The organism is Burkholderia sp. 9120 (assembly GCF_000745015.1).
Lineage (GTDB): Bacteria > Pseudomonadota > Gammaproteobacteria > Burkholderiales > Burkholderiaceae > Paraburkholderia.
Genome location: NZ_JQNA01000002.1, coordinates 5,010,424 through 5,029,331, shown reverse-complemented (window position 1 = coordinate 5,029,331; position 18,908 = coordinate 5,010,424). Strand labels below are relative to the sequence as shown.

At 62.7% G+C, this 18,908-nt stretch carries 16 protein-coding genes; 10 read left to right on the top strand and 6 right to left on the bottom strand.

Annotation, left to right across the window (positions count from 1 at the left end; genetic code table 11):
• Positions 1 to 180 precede the first annotated feature (180 nt).
• The 3 genes from FA94_RS30510 (at position 181) to FA94_RS30500 (ending at position 2,986) form a co-directional block, all read left to right on the top strand.
• Positions 181 to 810 (top strand): helix-turn-helix transcriptional regulator, encoded by a 630-nt coding sequence (locus tag FA94_RS30510; protein WP_035558464.1) that lies wholly within the window; start codon positions 181 to 183, stop codon positions 808 to 810.
• Positions 810 to 1,781 carry an ornithine cyclodeaminase family protein gene (locus FA94_RS30505; protein WP_035558462.1) on the top strand — a complete coding sequence of 324 codons (972 nt, stop codon included), beginning with the start codon at positions 810 to 812 and terminating at the stop codon, positions 1,779 to 1,781. The genes FA94_RS30510 and FA94_RS30505 overlap by 1 nt, the downstream gene beginning before the upstream one ends.
• 68 nt (positions 1,782 to 1,849) lie before the next feature.
• On the top strand, positions 1,850 to 2,986 hold the full coding sequence (locus FA94_RS30500; protein ID WP_035558459.1) for a threonine synthase: 1,137 nt from the start codon (positions 1,850 to 1,852) through the stop codon (positions 2,984 to 2,986).
• A gap of 63 nt (positions 2,987 to 3,049) precedes the next feature.
• Here FA94_RS30500 and FA94_RS30495 read toward each other — a convergent pair whose 3' ends face one another.
• On the bottom strand, positions 3,050 to 4,078 hold the full coding sequence (locus FA94_RS30495) for a linear amide C-N hydrolase (protein WP_035558456.1): 1,029 nt from the start codon (positions 4,076 to 4,078) through the stop codon (positions 3,050 to 3,052).
• A 443-nt stretch (positions 4,079 to 4,521) separates the two neighbouring features.
• Here FA94_RS30495 and FA94_RS30490 point away from each other — a divergent pair, with 443 nt between their 5' ends.
• Together FA94_RS30490 and FA94_RS30485 are read left to right on the top strand one after the other, a co-directional pair.
• Entirely contained in the window at positions 4,522 to 6,213 is a 1,692-nt protein-coding gene (locus FA94_RS30490) for a phospholipase C (RefSeq protein ID WP_035558454.1), read from the top strand.
• A gap of 117 nt (positions 6,214 to 6,330) precedes the next feature.
• Positions 6,331 to 7,758 (top strand): cytochrome-c peroxidase, encoded by a 1,428-nt coding sequence (locus FA94_RS30485; protein ID WP_035558450.1) that lies wholly within the window; start codon positions 6,331 to 6,333, stop codon positions 7,756 to 7,758.
• A gap of 220 nt (positions 7,759 to 7,978) precedes the next feature.
• On the opposite strand, the gene FA94_RS30480 is transcribed toward FA94_RS30485, so the two are convergent.
• On the bottom strand, positions 7,979 to 9,166 hold the full coding sequence (locus tag FA94_RS30480; RefSeq protein WP_035558448.1) for a glycosyltransferase family 9 protein: 1,188 nt from the start codon (positions 9,164 to 9,166) through the stop codon (positions 7,979 to 7,981).
• Between the two features lie 278 nt (positions 9,167 to 9,444).
• Between FA94_RS30480 and FA94_RS30475 the strand changes: the two genes are divergently transcribed.
• On the top strand, positions 9,445 to 10,449 hold the full coding sequence (locus FA94_RS30475) for a fatty acid desaturase (RefSeq protein WP_051980926.1): 1,005 nt from the start codon (positions 9,445 to 9,447) through the stop codon (positions 10,447 to 10,449).
• A gap of 137 nt (positions 10,450 to 10,586) precedes the next feature.
• On the opposite strand, the gene FA94_RS30470 is transcribed toward FA94_RS30475, so the two are convergent.
• Positions 10,587 to 11,225: a TetR/AcrR family transcriptional regulator gene (locus FA94_RS30470; protein ID WP_035558445.1), complete on the bottom strand. Its 639-nt coding sequence runs from the start codon at positions 11,223 to 11,225 to the stop codon at positions 10,587 to 10,589.
• 83 nt (positions 11,226 to 11,308) lie between these two features.
• Here FA94_RS30470 and FA94_RS30465 point away from each other — a divergent pair, with 83 nt between their 5' ends.
• On the top strand, positions 11,309 to 12,463 hold the full coding sequence (locus FA94_RS30465) for an MBL fold metallo-hydrolase (RefSeq protein WP_035558442.1): 1,155 nt from the start codon (positions 11,309 to 11,311) through the stop codon (positions 12,461 to 12,463).
• Positions 12,464 to 12,534: 71 nt separating this feature from the next.
• Here the strand turns inward: FA94_RS30465 and FA94_RS30460 are convergent, their stop codons facing one another.
• The gene (locus tag FA94_RS30460) at positions 12,535 to 14,226 is read right to left on the bottom strand and encodes a beta strand repeat-containing protein (protein ID WP_051980924.1); all 1,692 of its coding nucleotides are present in this window, start codon (positions 14,224 to 14,226) and stop codon (positions 12,535 to 12,537) included.
• Positions 14,227 to 15,230: 1,004 nt separating this feature from the next.
• Here FA94_RS30460 and FA94_RS30455 point away from each other — a divergent pair.
• Together FA94_RS30455 and FA94_RS30450 are read left to right on the top strand one after the other, a co-directional pair.
• Entirely contained in the window at positions 15,231 to 15,530 is a 300-nt protein-coding gene (locus tag FA94_RS30455) for a hypothetical protein (protein ID WP_035558439.1), read from the top strand.
• 3 nt (positions 15,531 to 15,533) lie between these two features.
• Complete coding sequence (locus tag FA94_RS30450; protein WP_035558436.1) at positions 15,534 to 15,833, top strand: hypothetical protein; 300 nt, start codon at positions 15,534 to 15,536, stop codon at positions 15,831 to 15,833.
• 62 nt (positions 15,834 to 15,895) lie between these two features.
• Here the strand turns inward: FA94_RS30450 and panB are convergent, their stop codons facing one another.
• Positions 15,896 to 16,771, bottom strand: coding sequence for a 3-methyl-2-oxobutanoate hydroxymethyltransferase (gene panB, locus FA94_RS30445; RefSeq protein WP_035558432.1), 876 nt, complete (start codon positions 16,769 to 16,771; stop codon positions 15,896 to 15,898).
• A 78-nt stretch (positions 16,772 to 16,849) separates the two neighbouring features.
• Between panB and FA94_RS30440 the strand changes: the two genes are divergently transcribed.
• Entirely contained in the window at positions 16,850 to 17,668 is an 819-nt protein-coding gene (locus FA94_RS30440; protein ID WP_035558429.1) for an AraC family transcriptional regulator, read from the top strand.
• A 127-nt stretch (positions 17,669 to 17,795) separates the two neighbouring features.
• Here FA94_RS30440 and FA94_RS30435 read toward each other — a convergent pair whose 3' ends face one another.
• Positions 17,796 to 18,890, bottom strand: coding sequence for a porin (locus FA94_RS30435; RefSeq protein ID WP_035558426.1), 1,095 nt, complete (start codon positions 18,888 to 18,890; stop codon positions 17,796 to 17,798).
• Positions 18,891 to 18,908: the final 18 nt, after the last annotated feature.

Below are 18,908 nucleotides of genomic sequence, written 5' to 3'. Positions count from 1 at the left end.
GACTGCGCGCCGTCGACGCTGCGTCACCGCTTCATTCCTCGTTTCTCCCAAACCCTCAGTCCCACGGTTCGCTAATTGGATAGCGCGGCGAGCGCAAGCATCGCCACGTCTGCCGCACGACCCTATTCAGACATTTTTTCTGTTTTTGACAAAATGTACAACTCTGGATAGTATGTCCAGATGACGAAACATACCGCTGAGCAGCGCGCGCTGCTGGACCAGATCAGCCAGATTGCAGACGGACTGGCGCAGACGTTCGCGCCATTCTGCGAAGTGGTCGTGCACGACCTGCTCGATCCGAAGCACGCCGTGCTGGCAATCCACAACAATCTGTCCGGCCGCGAGGCCGGTCACCCGGCAACGGAACTCGGCCTTGCGCGTATCGCCGATCCGGAGTATCCGCAGGTGATCGCGAACTACGCCAATCAATTCGCCGATGGCCGGCCCGCGAAGAGCACGTCGATCGGGATCAAGGATTCGTCCGGGAAATACGTGGCCGCGCTGTGCATGAATATCGACCTGACGCTGTTCCGCGGTTTGCAAAGCGCGGTCGGACAATTCGTCCGGGTCGATGCGGGCGCGGCGACGCAGGAGTCGCTGGACCCCGCCGGCGCCGATCTGATCCGCGCGCGGATCGACCAGTTCGCCGCGCGGCTCGCGACCACGCCGCGTGCGCTCAAAACCGAAGACCGTCGCGCGTTGCTGAAGGAACTCAAGGAGTCGGGAATCATGGAAATCCGCCGAGCCATGGAAGTGACGGCACAGTATCTGGGCGTCTCGCGGGCCACCGTTTATAGCGATACCAAGTGATGCCGATCGACGCGTACCTTCTGTTGCTCGACAAAGACCAGGTCGAGCGTTTGATGCAACCGGCCGACGTCATGGACGCGGTCAGGGAAGCCTTCGTGTTGCACAGCGATCGCGAAGGCCGTGTGTTCCCGGTCGTGCGCGAGGCGCTCGCAACGGGCGGCATCTTCGGCATCAAATCGGGCGACGTGCCATCGCAGGGCTTGCTCGGCTTCAAGGCCGCGGGCTTCTGGCCAGACAACCGCAAACGGGGCGGCGAGCCGCATCAGGCCACCGTGATGCTGATGGACCCGGCCACCGGCCGGCCGCTCTGCGTGATCGACGGCAACGCGATTACCACCCTGCGCACCGGCGCGGCGGGCGCGTGGGGGCTGAAGACGCTGGCAAGCGCCGACAGCACGAGCGTTTGCGTGTTCGGTGCGGGCGTGCAGGCGGCGATCCAGTTGCGCTTTGCGCTGGATCACCTGCCCGCGCTCGAGAAGGTTCGTTACGTCACCTATGACGGCCAGCCGAACCCGCCCTTCGAGGCCGCGTTTTCAGCGCGATGCGATGTGTCGCTCGCAACGGATAGAAACGACGCCGTCGCGACCAGCGACATCGTCATCACCGCGACTCCCGGCGCGGGCGCTTTATTCGACGCACAAGCGCTGCAAGCGGGCACGCATCTGAACTGCGTCGGCGCGGATACACAGGGCAAACGTGAGCTGCCTGAGGGCGTGCTGGCGCGCGTGACGCTCGTCGTGGACGACCGTGAACAGGCGAAGCGGATTGGCGAAATGCAATGGGCGCCGTCGACACCCAGCGTGGAAATCGGCGACCTGCTCACGGGCAAAGAGAGCTTCCACCGGCAGCCGACCGATATCACGCTGTTCGATATGACGGGTCTTGCGTTGCAGGATCTGACCGTCGCGCGAATGCTGTATCAGCGGGCGCTTGCCGGGCGAGTGGGGTCCAGCATTCCATGGCCTTGGTAGTGCGGTAGTGCGGTTGCGAGGCCGCAGGCAGTACCCGCTTGAAGTACCCATCCCTACCGAGAGAAATCATGTCTCAAGCTCAATACATCGATCCGCTCACTGGAACCCACTATCCGTTCGACGTGCCGCGCTGGTGTTCGGATACGCAGACGCCGCTGCTGATTACCGCGCAGCCCGGCATTGGGCGCGACGACATCGACCGGGCTAATCGCTCGTTGTGGCGTTACCGGGCGGCGCTGCCGGTCGATATCGTCAAACCGATTTCGATGGGCGAAGGTTGCACGCCGCTCGTGCAGAAAGAGTGGAACGACTTGCGTCCGTTCTTCAAACTGGAGTGGTTCAACCCGACCTGCAGTTTCAAGGATCGCGGCACGGCGGTGATGCTGTCGTTCCTGCGCGGCATCGGTGTTGACGCGGTACTCGAGGACAGCTCCGGCAATGGTGGCGCGTCGGTCGCGGCGTTCGGCGCGGCGGGCGGCATGGGCGTGAAGATTCTCGCGCCGGCTTATACGTCGCCGGCCAAAGTCGCGCAGGTCCGCGCATATGGCGCGCAGATTCAACTGGTCGACGGGCCGCGCGAGGAATCGCAGGCCGAGGCGATCCGGCAGTCGGCGGAGATATTCTATTCGAGCCACAACTGGCAACCGTTCTTCCTGCAAGGAACCAAGTCGATCGCGTATGAACTGTGGGAAGACTTCAACTTCGAAGCGCCGGACAACATCATCATTCCGGTCGGCGCGGGCAGCAATCTGCTGGGTTGCGATATCGGCTTCAAGGAGTTGCTGGCGGCGGGGCAGATCAAGAAGCTGCCGCGACTCTTCGCATCGCAGCCGTTGAATTGTTCTCCACTCGACGCGTCGTTCCAGGCGGGTCTGGATGTGCCGGTGGCGCGCGTTGTTTCGAAGACCATTGCCGAAGGCACCGCGATCGCGCATCCGCTTCGCTTGCGGGAAATGGTCGCGGCACTTCGCGACAGCGGCGGCTCCACCGTTGCGGTTGCCGAAGACGACATCGTCGCCGCGCTTAAAAAGCTCGCGATTCAAGGCATTTTCGTCGAACCGACTTGCGCGCACGCCGCCGCCGCACTCGACGAATTGACCCGTCGCGGCACCATCAAGTCAACTGAGCGAACGGTCGTGTTGTTGACCGGCACGGGTATCAAAGCAGCGGGTTATATCGCGGAGCTGTTCGCTCAGCCGGCGTAACCGACGCGGCCGCGCACCGGCAAACTCAAGTGCCGATGCGCGGCCCGCTTACCGACAACGGCGTTACTGAGGCCGAAGCGTCGCACTGATATTGATCGCGACAGGCTCGGTCGGCACCGGGTAGGTTCGCTCTCCGGGCGTTTCCAGGTCGATCTGCTTCAGATCGATTTCCATCAGCGTCGTGTTCCCGTAGGTACGGATACCGAGTGACGGCGCGGTGAGCGTCTTGACCACCGCCCATTGTGTGTAATCGTCTTCGGTCTTGCCGTTTTCCGGCAGCGAGCGGCTGGTGCCCAGCGGAATATCCACGGTATTCAGAAGATGCAGCGCGAGATTGCGCGCCGACGCCGCGTCGGCGGGCTGGGTTGCAAAGCGCTTCAGATAGAACGCCCGGATAAAGCGGGACGGCGGCGTCGAATCGCCCGGCAGACCTCTCATGCCGCTGCCGTGGCCGCACGGACTGAACGCGGTGTGTCCTGCTTCGAGCGGTTCCGCGTCGCGGGCATGCAAGCCCACGAAGTTATCGATATTCGACAGATGCCACGGGAACGCCGGCGCATTCGTCAGCACGGCCGCAGGATTGTCGTAGACCGTGGGCTTGCCGGACTTGTCCGTAAACTCGATCACGATGCTATGGCCGTGCCTGTCATGAACCGCGAAGTGAACGGGAAGCCGTTGCTCCACCGCTTTGCCGCCACCCCAGATATCGACGCCCGACAGACCCTCTCTCACTTCACCCACCGTAGCAAAACTCGCGAGCAGCCAGTTCGCAAGTTGCCCGACGAACAGGGCGCGCGAAGGATCGCTTGCGGTACTGGCATATTGCGTAATGCCCGGCAGCCATAGCACGCCGACCGACAAGCCGGCCTCGTTCACGCCATCCGTTGCAATGGGCAGGTTGAACGCGTTGATCGCGACCATGCCATGCTTGCAGGTCCAGCGCAGACCGTGCGAAAGGTCCGGCGTCGTACTGTGCATCGGCGTACCCCGGCCGACCACGAGAAATCTGGAGTTGAGCTCGGCGCCGAACTCCATGCTGCGGCCATTCACTACGCTTCCATCAGCGGCTTTAAGAAGAAAGTCGGTGCACATTGTCTGTCTCCCCCGAAGTTGGTTTTCCCATCATAGGAGGTATTTTCAGAATCCTATGAACATTCTGGATGACGTAACAATTCAATTATTTGTATTGGATAGAAGCGGGCGAATGGAGCCAATTCATATCGGCGCTTCAAATTCGCGCTTCAAAAAAACCGGTTGCAAGAAGGTTGCGTTCACAATCGTTTTACATCCTTGGCGCATTCTGCGGACAAGGTAGCGTCGCTCATTTTCTACGCAAGCCGGGTCTCGCCCGAACCCTTCAATCTGCCTCCAGTCACGAAAAATCCGTAATGTCGAGGTAAGCAAAGCGCCATTTCCCCGTAACGGCGCGGTGTTCCAATGTCGTCGGGTATTGAAACGCTCCCCACACGGCCGCTCAAGTGCAATAGAAAGCGGTTAAAGAATAACTAGCAGAACGACATCCGGAGTTAACACCTATGTTTTCCCGAGCATTCCTGTTTGGCGTGTCCGGCATTGCGTTAGCGGTCTCGCTATACGCATGCGGCGGCAACAACGGAAACGGCAACACGCTGTCGCCGATCTCCGTGCAGAACCAGGCCGCTACGTCCACGCCGATCAAGCACGTCGTGGTGATCTATAACGAGAACGTCTCGTTCGACCATTACTTCGCGACCTACCCGGTGGCGGGGAACCCGACGGGTGAACCGGCGTTCAGCGCGGCCGCAGGCACGCCGACGGTCAACGGTCTGAGCGGCACGCTGCTCACCGCCAACCCGAACCTGACCAACACGCTGAACGGCGCCGGCGCGGCGAACCCGTTCCGCCTGGACCGCACGCAAGCGGCAACGGCCGACCAGAACCACGCCTACACGGCAGAGCAGCAAGCCTACGATAACGGTTTGGCCGACCTGTTCCCGAAGTACACGGGTAAAGGCTCGAGCGGCGGCGCAGGCGCATTCGGCACGAGCGGCCAGGTGATGGGCTATTACGACGGCAACACCGTGGGCGCGCTGTGGAATTATGCCCAGCATTTCTCGATGAGCGACAACGCGTACACGGACACGTACGGTCCGTCGACGCCGGGCGCACTCGAAGTCGTTTCCGGTCAGAACAACGGCGTGAAGATCATCAAGACCTCGCACCCGGTATTCAATCTGACGACGGCGTCGAGCTCGTACTACGTCAACGACGGTCAAGGCGGCTTCACGCTGATCAACGACGCGGACCCGGGCGGCGACACCTGCTCGAGCACGACCGATCAGATCATGATGACCGGCAAGAACATCGGCGATCTGCTGAACGCGAAGAGCCTCACGTGGGGCGGCTTCATGGGCGGCTTCAACCTGAGCACGGTCAACGCGAACAATACGACGGGCTGCCTGCGCAGCACGGTGTCGCCGGTGGTCGGTCAGCCGACGAACGACTACATCCCGCACCACAACTGGTTCCAGTACTTCGCGTCGACGGCCAATCCGCAACACTTGCGCCCGAGCGCGACGGCCCAGATCGGCTACTCGCTGGAAGCCGACGGCAAGACCGCTGAACCGGCTAACCACCAGTACGACACGGACGACTTCTTCGCGTCGGTGAAGGCCGGTAACTACCCGTCGGTCAGCTTCATCAAGGCACCGGCGTTCCAGGACGGCCACGCAGGCTATTCGGATCCGCTGGACGAACAGGCCTTCACGGCCAAGGTGGTCAACTTCCTGCAGCAACAGCCGGACTGGAAGAGCACCGCTGTGATCGTGGCGTGGGACGATTCGGACGGCTGGTACGACCATGCGTTCGCGAACACGACGAGCTCGTCGTTCGACTCGCAAGCTGACCAGTTGAACGGCGCCGGCAAGTGCGGCACGGGTACGGCTCCGGTGGGCGTGAATGGTGGCGTGGTCAACGGCCGTTGCGGCCCGGGTACGCGTATTCCGTTCCTCGTGATCTCGCCGTGGGCCAAGGTCAATTATGTTGACCACACGCCGATCAGCCAGGCATCCGTGGTTCGTTTCATCGAAGACAACTGGCTCGGTAGCCAACGCCTCGGCGGCGGTTCGTTCGACGCCACGGCAGGCAGCATCATGAGCCTGTTCAACTTCAGCGGCAGCGGCAACAACCCGACCGTGTTCGTCGACCCGAATCTGGGCACGGTGGTCTCGTCGGTCCCGGCTATCTAAAATTCGTGAATCGCATCGGCGCGGTTGCGTCGATGCGAAGCAGGCAGTATCCCCGTGTTGCCAGCCCATTTGGGCTGGCAACATTTTTCGCTTTCAGCTTCCCTTGTCGTCGCTCATATGCCCGCCTCCTCAGCTCGCCCAACGGAAACAAGTCCTATTCAGAACCCGCCCGGATCCGGTATCCGGCGTTTGCTTGTGCAGCTTGTCGTCGCAGTGATTCTCGCCGCCGTCGTGTTTGGCGTGTGGGCGCTGCTGTATCCGTCGCGCGTGCCCGCGGCCGTCGGCATGATGGTCGAGGACCTCACCGGCGCGAACGCCACGCCGATCGCGCTTCAGCGTCCCGTTGCACCGCCTCAGTTGAGTGCCGTCGCGCAACTGGGCAAGAAAATTTTCTTCGATCCGACGCTGTCCGCGTCGGGTCGTCAGTCGTGTGCTTCGTGTCATAGCCCCGACCATGCGTTTGGTCCGCCGAACGATCTGGCGGTGCAACTGGGTGGCGCGCATCTGACGCTGGAAGGCTACCGGCCGCCGCAATCGCTGATGTACCTGTACCGTCAGCCGAACTTCAGCATCGGCCCGGATCAGGGCGACGCGGACGTTGCCCCGGATCTGACGGCGGCTGCGAGTGCGGCCACCGGCGTGGCTCGCGCGCAGAAGAATGCCGGCGTAGCGCCGGCCGCGCCCGCGATGGTGCCGCAAGGCGGATTGTTCTGGGACGGTCGTGCCGACACGCTGCAATTGCAGGCGTCCGGTCCGATGCTCAACCCGGTCGAGATGGCCAACGCGAATGCGGGCGACGTGTTGACGAAGCTTCAGCACACGCAGTACAGCAAAGACTTCCTGCAGTTGTTCGGTCCCAACGTGTTCCAGAACACGAACCTCGCGATGTCGGAAGCGATGTTCGCGGTCGCGCGTTATCAGGTGGAAGAGCAGGCGTTCCATCCGTACACCAGCAAGTACGACTACTGGCTGGAAGGCAAGGCGCGCTTGAGCCAGGCCGAACTGCACGGACTGCGTTTGTTCAACGACCCGAACAAGGCGAACTGCGCGGGCTGCCATCTTTCGAAGCCGGGTACGGACGGATTGCCGCCGATGTTCACGGACTATCAGTACGAAGCGCTCGGCGTGCCGCGCAATCCGCATCTGGCCGTCAACAAGGATCACAGCTTCTACGATATGGGCATCTGTGGTCCGTTCCGGACAGACATCAAGGACCAGACGCAGTACTGCGGCATGTTCCTCACGCCGACGCTGCGCAATGTGTCGACGCGCCAGGTGTTCTTCCACAACGGCGTGTATAAGACGCTCGAAGACGTGATGGCGTTCTACAACGATCGCAATACCGATCCGAAGAAGTTCTATCCGCTCGGACCGGACGGCAAGGTTCAGAAGTACGACGATCTGCCGGTCAAGTACCAGGCGAACATCGACGATAAGGATGCACCGTTCGACCGCAAATTCGGCGATAAGCCGGCCATGACGGATGCGGATATCAAGGACATCATCGCGTTCCTGAAGACCTTGAACGACGGGTACAAGCCTTAAGCGATGAAAGACCGCCCGGTGTGTAGCGAGCGGTCAGCAGGTTAGGTGGGCTCGGAAGGGTTGCGTCGGGATCGACGCAACCCTTTTGTTTTGGGTCTGGCTCAATCGCATCAAGCTCACTTCGAGCTCACCTCAAGCTCACCTCAAGCTCACCTCAAGCTCACCTCAAGCTCACCTCAAGCTCACCTCAAGCTCACCTCAAGCTCACCTCAAGCTCACCTCAAGCCGCCGCATCCGCCGCCGGCGTGCGTTGCCTGCCGATGGATTCCAGCACCGCTTGCACGACCCGCTCGACACCCGGCCAGTTGCGCGCGGGTTCGTCCGCTACAACCTGCTCGGGGGACACGCTGCGATACGGCGGCGGATAACCCCAGATCGCATCGTGCCGCTCGGGCCGCGTAATGCTGCCGCCGATCACCGCCACGGTCGGCCGGTGAAACGCCGCCGCGACGTGCATCAGCATCGACGAATTGGTCAGCACGACGTCGGCCTGTTCGGTGAGCGCGAAGGTGATGCGCATCGGCGCCTGGCCCGCCACCGAGCGGATCGATACGCCCATGCCCGCCGTGGTGATCGCTTCGGCGGCGCGCGCCTGATCCGCCACGCTGCCGACGATCACGATATCGCAAACATCGCCGCCTTTGCCGATGGCCCGCGCGATCTGCGCGAGCGCGGCGCCTGCCTGACGCGCGTCCCATGCCTTGCTGCTCACGCCAGCGCCCACGCCCGCGACGATCCGTACGACGCGGCGGCCCGACGCATCCGCGCAGGCGCTCCAGATGCGTGTGGCGTGAGCGCGTTCGTCGTCGGTCAGGAAGAGTTGCGGGCGCGCTTCGGGCAGTTCCGTCGCGCCCAGCAACTCGGCTTGCGCGAGTGCCGCGCGTCCGCATTGACGCGCGGCGAATTCGATGTGCGCCTGACAGCCGCTCCAGCCGCCGCGATAACCGCGCACGCCGATGCGATAGCGCGCGCCGGCACGCATCAGCAACACGGCGCCCATATAACTGCCGAGCACGTCGATGCCGACGTCGACGCCGCCGCGCGCGCGCAACGCGGCGACCTGCGGCGAGCGCCATAGAAAGCGCAGCACGTTGCGGTGCGAGCGGTCGTCGACCAGCTTGTTGTTCCAGGGCGCGTCAATCTCGACGATTTCATCGACGAACGGATTGTTCTCGAGGATCGGCCGTCCCCAGGCGCCGATGCCGGCGATCAGGCGCGTCGTCGGAAAACGCTTTCGCAGCGCTTCGAAGAGCGGCGTGGTGGTCAGAAGTTCGCCGAAGTCGTTTGGACGCAGCACGAGAATTTCGCGCGGCATGGCGCGCCGCGGATCGAAGCGCGGCGGATAGAAGCGGCCGGCCAGCCAGACCGGCGTTTCGATGGCAAGGCTCTTCCAACTCTTCCAACCCATGGTTGCTCCACGCGGAAAGGGGGCGGCCGCCCGGATATCGCCCCGATTGTGCATGGAGGCCTCACGAGCCTGTGTGGCCGGGCGTACAGAGGCGCGGAGGTCGCTGTCATGGCGGTATCGCGAGAGGAAGCGTCGAGATAAAACGTCGTCGCCGGATGGACGCGTAAGAATTGGCAAGCGGCGGTGCCGCTCGAATCGCGCATGGGGCGGGCGCAATTCTTCAGACTGTCACAACGCATTGCTAAGTTCTGCGACGACTTGTCGTCGACGGAGAACCGATGGACTCACAGGCATGCGCCGCAGCAGAACCCGATGTGTCCGAGCCGGCACGCGTGCGGCGCGCGCCGCGCCAGGTCGCGATCGACCGCCGCGCGAACCTGACGCTGCTGACGCTCGTCGGCGCGGCGATGGTGCTGCAGTTCGTCGCGTGGCCGTTTCTATTACGGCACTGGGGCGTGGCCGCGCTGTGTTTTGCCGTGCCGCTCGTGGTGCTGGCGCCGACGCACTGGGGCTTGATCCATGAAGCGATTCACGGCCAGTTGCTGCCGCAGCGGCGGCTCAACGAAGCGCTCGGCCGCTTGCTCGCCATCGCCTATCTGTTGCCGTTCGACGCTGTGCGTTTCGGGCATCTGATGCATCATCGTTTTACGCGCGAGCCCTACGATCAACCGGACGTCCACGACGGCACGACGCTTCGCGCCTATGCCCGGGCCGGTTATACGCTGCGTTTGCTGGGCGGGTTGTATCTGGCGGAAATGGCGTTGCCGCTGCTGTCGTTTCTGCCGGCACGGTGGACGTGCCGGCTGGTCGCGTCGCAGATCGGCAATGAAGGCCCGGCGGGCGACGACGTGCAGCGGCTGTTCACCGGCTTTGCCGGCAACCCGGAGCGACGCCGTCGCATTCGGCGCGACTGGCTACTGTCGATCGTGCTGCATGGCGGCGCGTTCTATCTGTATGGCGCGTGGTGGCCGGCGCTTGCCGTGACGATGTATTTGCGCGGCGTGTGGCTCTCGATAGCGGACAACCTGCCGCATTACGACGTTTCGCTCGACACTCCGCAGCGGGCTCGCAACTTTCGTGTGCCGGTCGTCTGGCAAGGGGTGCTGATGAATCATCATCTGCACCAGTTGCATCACCGGCATCCCACCATACCGTGGACGGCGCTTCCGGCGCTGGCGCGCGAGCTTGGCGCGGCGTCGGCGTCAGCGTCGGTTGTGGTTGAGGATGAGGCTTATTTCAGCGCGGCGCTAAGGCAGTTTCGCGGCTTCGGCCGGGTGCGTTGAGTGGGCGAGGGCGCTGAGTTAGTGGTTGAGTCGTGGACTAAGCTGGCCGCTGAATCGCGCTAACGGGTTTGACGCGCGAACCATCCGACGCGAGCGAACGCGGATCGACCGCACACGCCCAGACGCCCGCATGCCGCTCAATCCTGCGTGCCCGCCGACGCGCTCGCATAGCGCGCGAGAAACATATCGGCCGTCGATTCCGCCAGCCGCTGCTGTTCATCCGGACCCAGCGGCGGCTGTCCCATCGCCACCTGCGGCCAGAAAGCAAACGACTTCACCAGGCCTTGCAACTGATGCGCCGCGAACAGCGGATCCGTCGTGTCGAGACGTCCATCGGCAGCGGCTGCGCGGACCCAGACGGTCAGGTCTTCCTCGCGTTCGCCGAGCCGCGCCACCATCTCACGCGCGCGCTCCGGCGAATGAATTCCCGCTGCGATCGCGACCCGCGCCAGCGACAGGAACGCGTCGTCGTTAATCAGTTTCAGCTTGCGCGACAGCAGCGCGAGCAGTTGCGCGCGCAACGGCCGGTCGCCGCGATAGGCGGGCGGCTCGCCTTCGTGACTGGCCTCCCACAACTGCCGCAGGATCTCCGCGAACAGCGCTTCCTTGCTGGGGAAATGGTTGTACACCGTGCGCTTCGAGACGGTCGCGCTGGCGGCGATGCGGTCCATGCTGGTCGCGTCGAAACCGGCCGCGAGAAATTCTTCGATCGCCGCGCGGATGATGGCGAGGCGCTTGCGGTCGGTCAGGCGTTGGGGCGTGTCGTTCGGGTCCATCGCGAAATTTTACACCGGGTAGTTTACTTTTCTCAAAAATAAACTACACTGGGTAGTCTACTTTTTGCGTCGAGGCGTCTTACATGACTTCGCTCATCGGTTCCATCCGCCATGCTTTGGGTTTCACCGCCGCACGACGCGGGCGCGAACGTTCGCCAGGGTCGGCGCAGCATGACGGCGAGCGCTTTCGCAACGTCAAGCCGCGGCCGGTGGAAGGGTTCGCCAAGACCTTGAGCATTGCGTGGAACGTGCTGGTCAACAAACCGTCGGGCACCGTGCCGACGGGTGCGCTGCCGGTGGACACGTTGACGCGCGCGCAGCTCGACGCCGCGCCCGACCGCAGCCTCTACCGGCTCGGGCATTCCACGTTGCTGCTGAAGCTGCGCGGGCAGTTCTGGCTGACCGATCCGGTGTTCGCCGAACGCGCGTCGCCGTTCCGGCGGCTCGGGCCGAAGCGCTTTCATGCGCCGCCCATTGCGCTGGCCGATCTGCCGCCGCTGGCCGGCGTGATCCTGTCGCACGATCACTACGACCATCTGGACCGCGAGACGGTGCTGGCGCTCGCCGCCACGACCAACGTGTTTCTGACGCCGCTGGGTGTCGGCGACCGGCTGATCGAATGGGGCATCGACGCGCGCAAGGTGCGCCAGTTCGACTGGTGGCAGGGTGTGGAGATCGACGGCATCGCGTTCACGGCAACGCCCGCGCAGCATTTCTCCGGTCGCAGCCTGTTCGATGGCAACAGCACGTTGTGGGCGTCGTGGGTGATCGTCGACGGCGATCTGCGGGTGTTTTTCAGCGGCGATACCGGGTACTTCGACGGCTTCAAGACGATCGGCGAGCGGCTGGGTCCGTTCGATGTGACGCTCGTCGAAACCGGCGCGTACGACAAACTTTGGCCGTACGTCCACATGCAGCCCGACGACACCGTGCAGGCGCATACCGATCTGCGCGGCCGCTGGCTGGTGCCGATTCATAACGGCACGTTCGATCTGGCGATGCATCGGTGGTACGAGCCGTTCGAGCGCGTGATCGGACTGGCCGCTGTGCGCGGCATTGCGCTGTCGACGCCGCGTATGGGCGAGCGGCTGGATCTCGCCGCGCCGCATCGCGGCGAGCGGTGGTGGCGCAAGGTGGTCGAGGTCGTCGATGCCGTCGACGTTGCAGCGGTTGCCGACGCGCCGAAGACGCCGCGGCGCTGGTTCTCGTGCCGCGGTGCGGGGCCGGCGAATTCGTGATGACGTTGCGGGGCCGGCTTCATCCTCTTGCAGGAGAACGAAGCCGGCCCCGCTTTGAAAGCGCCGCCCGCTTACTTGGGCAATGTGCCGGTTACGGCGCTTAGCAGGTTCGTCACCGGTGCGAGCGCGGTCGTGCCGCTGCCCGTGTGCGAGGCGGCTGAGGTCAGCCCGGCGACCAGACCGGTTGCGGGGGCGAGCAGACCCGATGCCGCCGAGCTTGTCGAACCGCCTGTCGTCGCCGCGGCGCCTGCACCGGCATTGACGACGCTGCTGGATACACCGACACCCGCGTTGACGAGACCCGTGACCGACGCGGTAATGCCGGTCGTCGAGGCGAGCGTGTTGCCGAGCGTGGTCGTCACCGTGGTGGCCAGCGGCACGATCGGATTGCTCTTCGCGATACCCGACAAGGTGCCCGTCAACGAGCCGGCGGTCCCCGTGACCGTGCTGAGCGCGCTGGTGATCGGCACGATCGGGTTAGCGCTGGCGAGGGTGCTCGTCACGCTGTTGACCACTCCACTGATCGGCGCGGTTGCCGAGCTGAGGGCGCTTGTTACAGGGGCGATCGGGTTGCTGCCTGCGGCGCCTGCGAGGGTGCTCGTCACAGAGTTGACTACGCCCGTAACGGGAGCCAGCGGATCGCTTCCGGCTGCACCAGCGAGTGTGCTCGTCACAGAGTTCACCGCGCCCGTGACAGGCGCTAACGGATTGCTACCTGCTGCGCCCGTGACGATGCCGGTCAGCGAATTAACGGCGGTCGACACCGTGCTCGCACCTGAGTCCACCGCGTTAGCGACGACGGCTGTCGTTCCATTGACGCTGTTCGCCACGTTGGCGGTGGTCGAATCGACAGCCGTGGTGAGTACGCCGGTGGTCAAGTTGATCGTGTTCGACAGACTGCCTGTGCCGGAGTCGATTGCGCCGGTTAGTGCACCCGTCGCTGAGGTGACCGCACCAGTCACCGGGGCGAGCGGATTGCCACTCGTGGCATTGGCGAGCGAAGCCGTGACGGTGTTGACGACACCTGTGACCGGTGCGAGCGGATCGCTTCCGGCTGAGCCAGACAATGCACCCGTCACCGAGTTGATTGCGCCGGTCACCGGTGCCAGAGGGTTGCTACCGGCTGCGCCGGACAACGCGCTCGTGACAGTCCCGATGGCGCCGGTTACTGGCGCGAGCGGATCGCCTCCAGCAGCGCCGGAAAGTGCACCCGTCACCGAGTTGATCGCACCCGTTACCGGTGCCAGTGGATTGCTACCTGCTGCGCCAGACAACGCACTGGTGACAGTCCCGATGGCGCCGGTTACTGGTGCGAGCGGATCGCCTCCAGCAGCGCCGGAAAGTGCACCCGTCACCGAGTTGATCGCACCCGTTACCGGTGCCAGTGGATTGCTACCTGCTGCGCCAGACAACGCACCGGTGACAGTCCCGATGGCGCCGGTTACTGGCGCGAGAGGATCACCACCAGCAGCGCCGGAAAGTGCACCCGTCACCGAGTTGATTGCACCCGTCACCGGCGCCAACGGATTCGTGCCGCCCACTCCCGGCAAGCTCCCCGTCACCGTCCCCAGCAAGCCCGTCAACGGAGCAAGCGGCTGGTTGCCGAAATTGATCGCGACACCGCCCGCGCCACCCACCGTCACCGTGACGTCGTTAGCCGTGGCCGTGCCGCCGCCAACAACGCCCAACGCAATCGAGCCAGGCGTCACGCCCGCGCCGACGCCCAATGTCAGCCCGGCGCTCGGCACCGTCGAATCTGCCATGGCCGCTCCGCTTGCAGCCATGCCGAATGCTGCAGCCGCGCACAACGCTATTGCGGTAACCGCAGTCCCTGCGAAGTTCTTTTCCATCGCCCTGCCTCTCTGTGTTGGTTAGTGCCGCTGTGGTGAATGCGAGGCGTGTATCTGCAGAGAACGTGCCAATTGGCACTTCGTCGTCGCGACGAGGCGGGGCGTCGCTACGGCGCGGGTTAAAGGCGAGTTGAACGGCATGCGTTCGCGTTGCGTGTGTCGCGTGTCACGAGAGAACAGGACACTGTTCCCACTCGGCGTAACGTGACATGACGATCGACGCAGGCATCGGATTCAATGCGCTTTAGCGCTTCTATTGATGCCCGGAACAAATGGCTCCCAGGGCAATGACGCATCGAATTGCATCGACGGATATCGACGATAAAGACGATGCCAAATAGATTAAACATAAGCGCGCATTAGACGACGCGTCACGAATGAGTCAATGACTCACCACAAAGAGCCACGCATCCGTGTCCGTTCATCAATGCGCTTCGTGTGCATCCAGGACACGCACATATAACGCAGCGAGTAGCGCAATCAGAGGGGGCAGCAGCATCAGACGAAGCGGTGCCGCCGACTTTGAACCCGGCGGTGATAGTGCCCATATAGAAGCCTAATGTTGCCGGAGACACATCGAACGCTGCCTGCGCGACCCGAGGCGCGCTTTCTTCTGGGCGGGTCCGGCGGCATTCGCACGATCGTGTTGTCCGGGTCCAATACGCGTCCGTCCGACGCGGGGACCATCTCCAGGAGGGGCTTCTTTTTCTTTCGGTGGATTTGTCTTTATATGCGATTTGGTTTGGCAAGGTAACTTTTCCGCGCGCAATAATTAGGTAATAAGCTCCTATAAATAGAGGCGTCGGAATAGTAGTGATGTGTACAATCAGCCAGCTTTTGATGTGGATAAGAACGGAACGTTTCTTCTCAGCTTACAGATTTTCTGTTAGTAACCTACCTAAATGCATAGGCGGTATATGAGCGCTGTCCAGCATATCGAAACCGATCAGACCTCGCAGCAATCGGAGGTGCGCGCAAGCCGTGCGATCGGTGCGATCTTCTTCACCGTATTCGGCGCAGCCTGGCTGGTCTTATGGTGCCTGCAGGTGTACGGTGCAGCGCTCGGCGTCCTGCTGATCATCGTGGCAGCGGGCGTCGGTCTTCTTCTGCTCTCGTCTGCCCAGTTCAGGCGTAATAGATCCGCCTATCGCGCTAATCAAGGCACACCGCGCAGGCTCAGGCAATCGCGAACCTTTAACATCATCAACGCGGCTTAGTGGGTGATCATTATCGTCGGGGCGACCGTGCTTACGAAACTGAACCAAAGCATCTGGATAATGCCGTTCGTGATCTTTACGATCGGCGCGCATTTCATTCCTATTGGGGTTGTCTTCAAGTCGAAGGCACGGTACGTGATTGGAATTGCCTTGATGCTGGTGGCGCTTGTCTACCCCCATCTGACGGATGCGGGACCCGCGAGTTCTTCAGGTCCGTTTTGCGCGGGGCTGATTCTCTGGGCCGGCGCGATAGCTTCGCTGATACCGTACAGATACGGCGATGGGGCCGTCCGGAACGGGTGATTGGTTCGATATCCCGCTGGAAACAATGAACGTCGGCCCCTGCCTGCGCCGCACCTCATCGATCACACGGGCAATGTGGCTGCCGTGCGAAGTACGTCATTGCCAGAAATCGCCAGCGGCTTCCCGTACGCGAAGCAATGCTTCGACTCAGGAAACGCTCCGCTACGAACCTCATCAGCATACTGTCTGATCGCGACTTCCATGACGGCGTTCGTCTCCGCGTATTGCTTGACGAAGCGGGGCGTGTAGGCGCTAAACGCGCCGAGCATGTCTTCGGCCACCAGCACCTGCCCGTCGCACGCCGGCGACGCGCCAATGCCGATCGTCGGCACTTGCAGTACTTCGGTGATGCGCTTCGCCAACGCTTCGGCCGTGCCTTCGATCACCACGCAGAATGCGCCGGCCTGTTCCATGGCTAACGCCGCGTCGAAGATCCGTTGGGCGGAGCGCTCGTCGATACCTTGCGCCTTGAAGCCGCCCATGGCGTTCGCCTGCTGAGGCATCAGGCCTATATGCGCCATCACCGGCACACCGCGTTCGCACAAAAAGCGCACCGTCTCGGCCATTTCGACGCCGCCTTCGAGCTTGACCGCTTGCGCATCCGTTTCGGCGAGCAGGCGAGCGGCGGAACGAAATGCCTCGGCGGGCGACGCCTGATACGTCGCGAACGGCAGATCGACCACCACGCACGCGTTGTCCGACGCGCGCACGACGGCTTTGCCGTGCGCGATCATCATGTCGAGCGTCACGCCCAGCGTGCTCGGCATGCCGTACAGCACCATTCCGACTGAATCGCCGACGATGATCACGTCCACGTACGGGTCCACCCGTTTCGCCATCGGCGCGGAATACGCGGTGAGAGAAACCAGACGTCCCGCGCCTTTGAGTGCGCGGATATCTATCGTGGTTTTGCGTGTCGCGGCCTTGTGCGTGCTCATTCGACTTCTCCGGTGCTGATAAAGGAGCGTCACGTTATCATCCGCCTCCTGTGTGGAATTGCGCTGGGGGGACACGTTATGCTGCTCGCGGGAAAAACGAAAGACGAATACCTGGTGCCGCCGATGAGCGCGCTGCCGCGACCGTTATTCGTGCGTGCTTTCGCGATACCGGGCAATGGCACGGTGAGCGCGCACAGTCACGCGTGGGCGCAGTTCATGTACGCAACGGCCGGCGTGCTGGAAGTGAGCACGCCGCACGGCCACCATCTGCTACCGCCGCACTACGCGATGCTGATTCCGCCGCACGTCGCGCATACGGTGGTCACGCGCGAATGCGTGGCGTTTCATAGCCTGTATCTCGACGGCAGTTTGACGGGCGCCAACCTCGCGAGCGAGTGCATGCTGCTTTGCATGACGCCACTGCTACGCGAACTGGTGCTGGCGACTTCCGAATTGCCCGTTCATTACGATACGCACGGTCCGGACGGCGCATTGGTGTGCCTGCTCGCGGACCGCATCAGGCGCTTGCGGCCGGCGCCGTTAGTCGTGCCTATGCCGACGGATCCGCGGCTTCTGAAACTCGCGCGCGCGTTGCACGCTAATCCAGGCGATCCGCGTAGTCTCGACGAGTGGGGGCTTTATGTGGGCGCGACCCGTCGCACGCTATCGAGAGTGTTCCGCAGCGACACGGGCTTGTCGTTCACCGAGTGGCGGCAGGCGGTTCGTCTGCTCGCGGCGTTGCCGTTGCTGGAGAGAGGCGAGGCGGTGTCTAGCGTGGCGGCGTCGCTGGGGTATGAGTCGACGTCGGCGTTTATCACGCTGTTTCATAGCCGGTTCGGCGTGACGCCACGGGCGTTTGCACTGCGGGGCGTCAACGGGTTTGAACACATTCAGTGAGGTCGACGTGAGTCGGCGCGCCAGATGACGCGGCCTGGCTGGCGGTGTTGAGCACCGTCCAGCCAGGCCGCCAGACGCGAACCGCCCGGATTCGCGTCTATGTCCGACTTGTTATCGTGTCGGCAAATCAGAACGAAGTGCGGATGCCGACGCGAGCGACGGTCTGGTTTGAATCTGACGATCCGCTGTTATTGCCGATCAAGGCAATAATACGATTCCCCGAAGCCTTCTGGTAGACGCCCTGTGCGTAGAGATCGGTTCGCTTCGACAGGCGATAGTCCGCCATCAGACCGACCTGATTGTCGTGTGAATGGTCGCGTCCGCCTGAATACGTGAGGGAAGCGTGAGTGTAGCCATACATGGCGGCCAGATACCACGCTGAAGTGATATTGACTTTAGCGTTGAACTCGATGTTGTCGAACTTGACCGTGCTGACGGGAAAGGTCGGCCGGTCGACGATATCGGTATGCGTGTAAACCAGGCCAAGCACGGCCGGTCCGATCGTGTAGTTCGCGCCGACGCCCGCCACGCGCTGTTGTGCCGACAGATAGGGCGACGCAACGACGGCGCCGGTCGTTGTAGCGCTAGCACCGTCGATATTCATATACGCCGCGGCGACCGACAACGGACCGTTCTGATATCGCGTACCCACGCTCCATGCCCGGTTATCCGCGAACGCACCCGCCTGATTGCTGAAGCCATACAAGCCACCAAACTGCAATCCCGCGTAGTCGGCGCTGGTGTATTTCACCGAGTTGTTGATCCGGATGGTTTCGTTAAGGTTGTCGGCATCGAACGGATGCGAGAACAACGTACCGCCCCAGCTTCCCACCGCCGCCAGCGGCGCGACATAATCGACTACCGAGTCGTACTGCCGTCCGAGCGTCACCGTCCCGAACTGGTTCGAGCCGATCCCCACATACGCCTGGCGGCCGAACATCTGCCCATTCGGCAGAGCGCTGCCGTTATTCAGGCTAAAACCGTTTTCGAGTTGAAAGACCGCGTTGACGCCACCGCCCAGATCTTCGGTGCCTTTAATACCCCAACGGCTGCCCAGTTGCTGGGTGTTACTCACCAGCGCATAGTCAGCATGGCCGCCCAGATTGCTGATGTATTCGAATCCTTCGTCGATCGATCCGTACAGCGTCACGCTGCTTTGCGCGTGAGCCAGGCTCGACAGGACGCCAAGCGTCGGCAAAAGGAGGTATTTGGCGAGTTTCATTAATTCCCCGAGCTCTCA

Coding starts and splice junctions, on each gene's coding strand:
- FA94_RS30510 (WP_035558464.1), top strand. CDS start 181: ATGACGAAACATACCGCTGAGCAGCGCGCGCTGCTGGACCAGATCAGC.
- FA94_RS30505 (WP_035558462.1), top strand. CDS start 810: ATGCCGATCGACGCGTACCTTCTGTTGCTCGACAAAGACCAGGTCGAG.
- FA94_RS30500 (WP_035558459.1), top strand. CDS start 1,850: ATGTCTCAAGCTCAATACATCGATCCGCTCACTGGAACCCACTATCCG.
- FA94_RS30495 (WP_035558456.1), bottom strand. CDS start 4,078: ATGTGCACCGACTTTCTTCTTAAAGCCGCTGATGGAAGCGTAGTGAAT.
- FA94_RS30490 (WP_035558454.1), top strand. CDS start 4,522: ATGTTTTCCCGAGCATTCCTGTTTGGCGTGTCCGGCATTGCGTTAGCG.
- FA94_RS30485 (WP_035558450.1), top strand. CDS start 6,331: ATGCCCGCCTCCTCAGCTCGCCCAACGGAAACAAGTCCTATTCAGAAC.
- FA94_RS30480 (WP_035558448.1), bottom strand. CDS start 9,166: ATGGGTTGGAAGAGTTGGAAGAGCCTTGCCATCGAAACGCCGGTCTGG.
- FA94_RS30475 (WP_051980926.1), top strand. CDS start 9,445: ATGGACTCACAGGCATGCGCCGCAGCAGAACCCGATGTGTCCGAGCCG.
- FA94_RS30470 (WP_035558445.1), bottom strand. CDS start 11,225: ATGGACCCGAACGACACGCCCCAACGCCTGACCGACCGCAAGCGCCTC.
- FA94_RS30465 (WP_035558442.1), top strand. CDS start 11,309: ATGACTTCGCTCATCGGTTCCATCCGCCATGCTTTGGGTTTCACCGCC.
- FA94_RS30460 (WP_051980924.1), bottom strand. CDS start 14,226: ATGGCAGATTCGACGGTGCCGAGCGCCGGGCTGACATTGGGCGTCGGC.
- FA94_RS30455 (WP_035558439.1), top strand. CDS start 15,231: ATGAGCGCTGTCCAGCATATCGAAACCGATCAGACCTCGCAGCAATCG.
- panB (WP_035558432.1), bottom strand. CDS start 16,771: ATGAGCACGCACAAGGCCGCGACACGCAAAACCACGATAGATATCCGC.
- FA94_RS30440 (WP_035558429.1), top strand. CDS start 16,850: ATGCTGCTCGCGGGAAAAACGAAAGACGAATACCTGGTGCCGCCGATG.
- FA94_RS30435 (WP_035558426.1), bottom strand. CDS start 18,890: ATGAAACTCGCCAAATACCTCCTTTTGCCGACGCTTGGCGTCCTGTCG.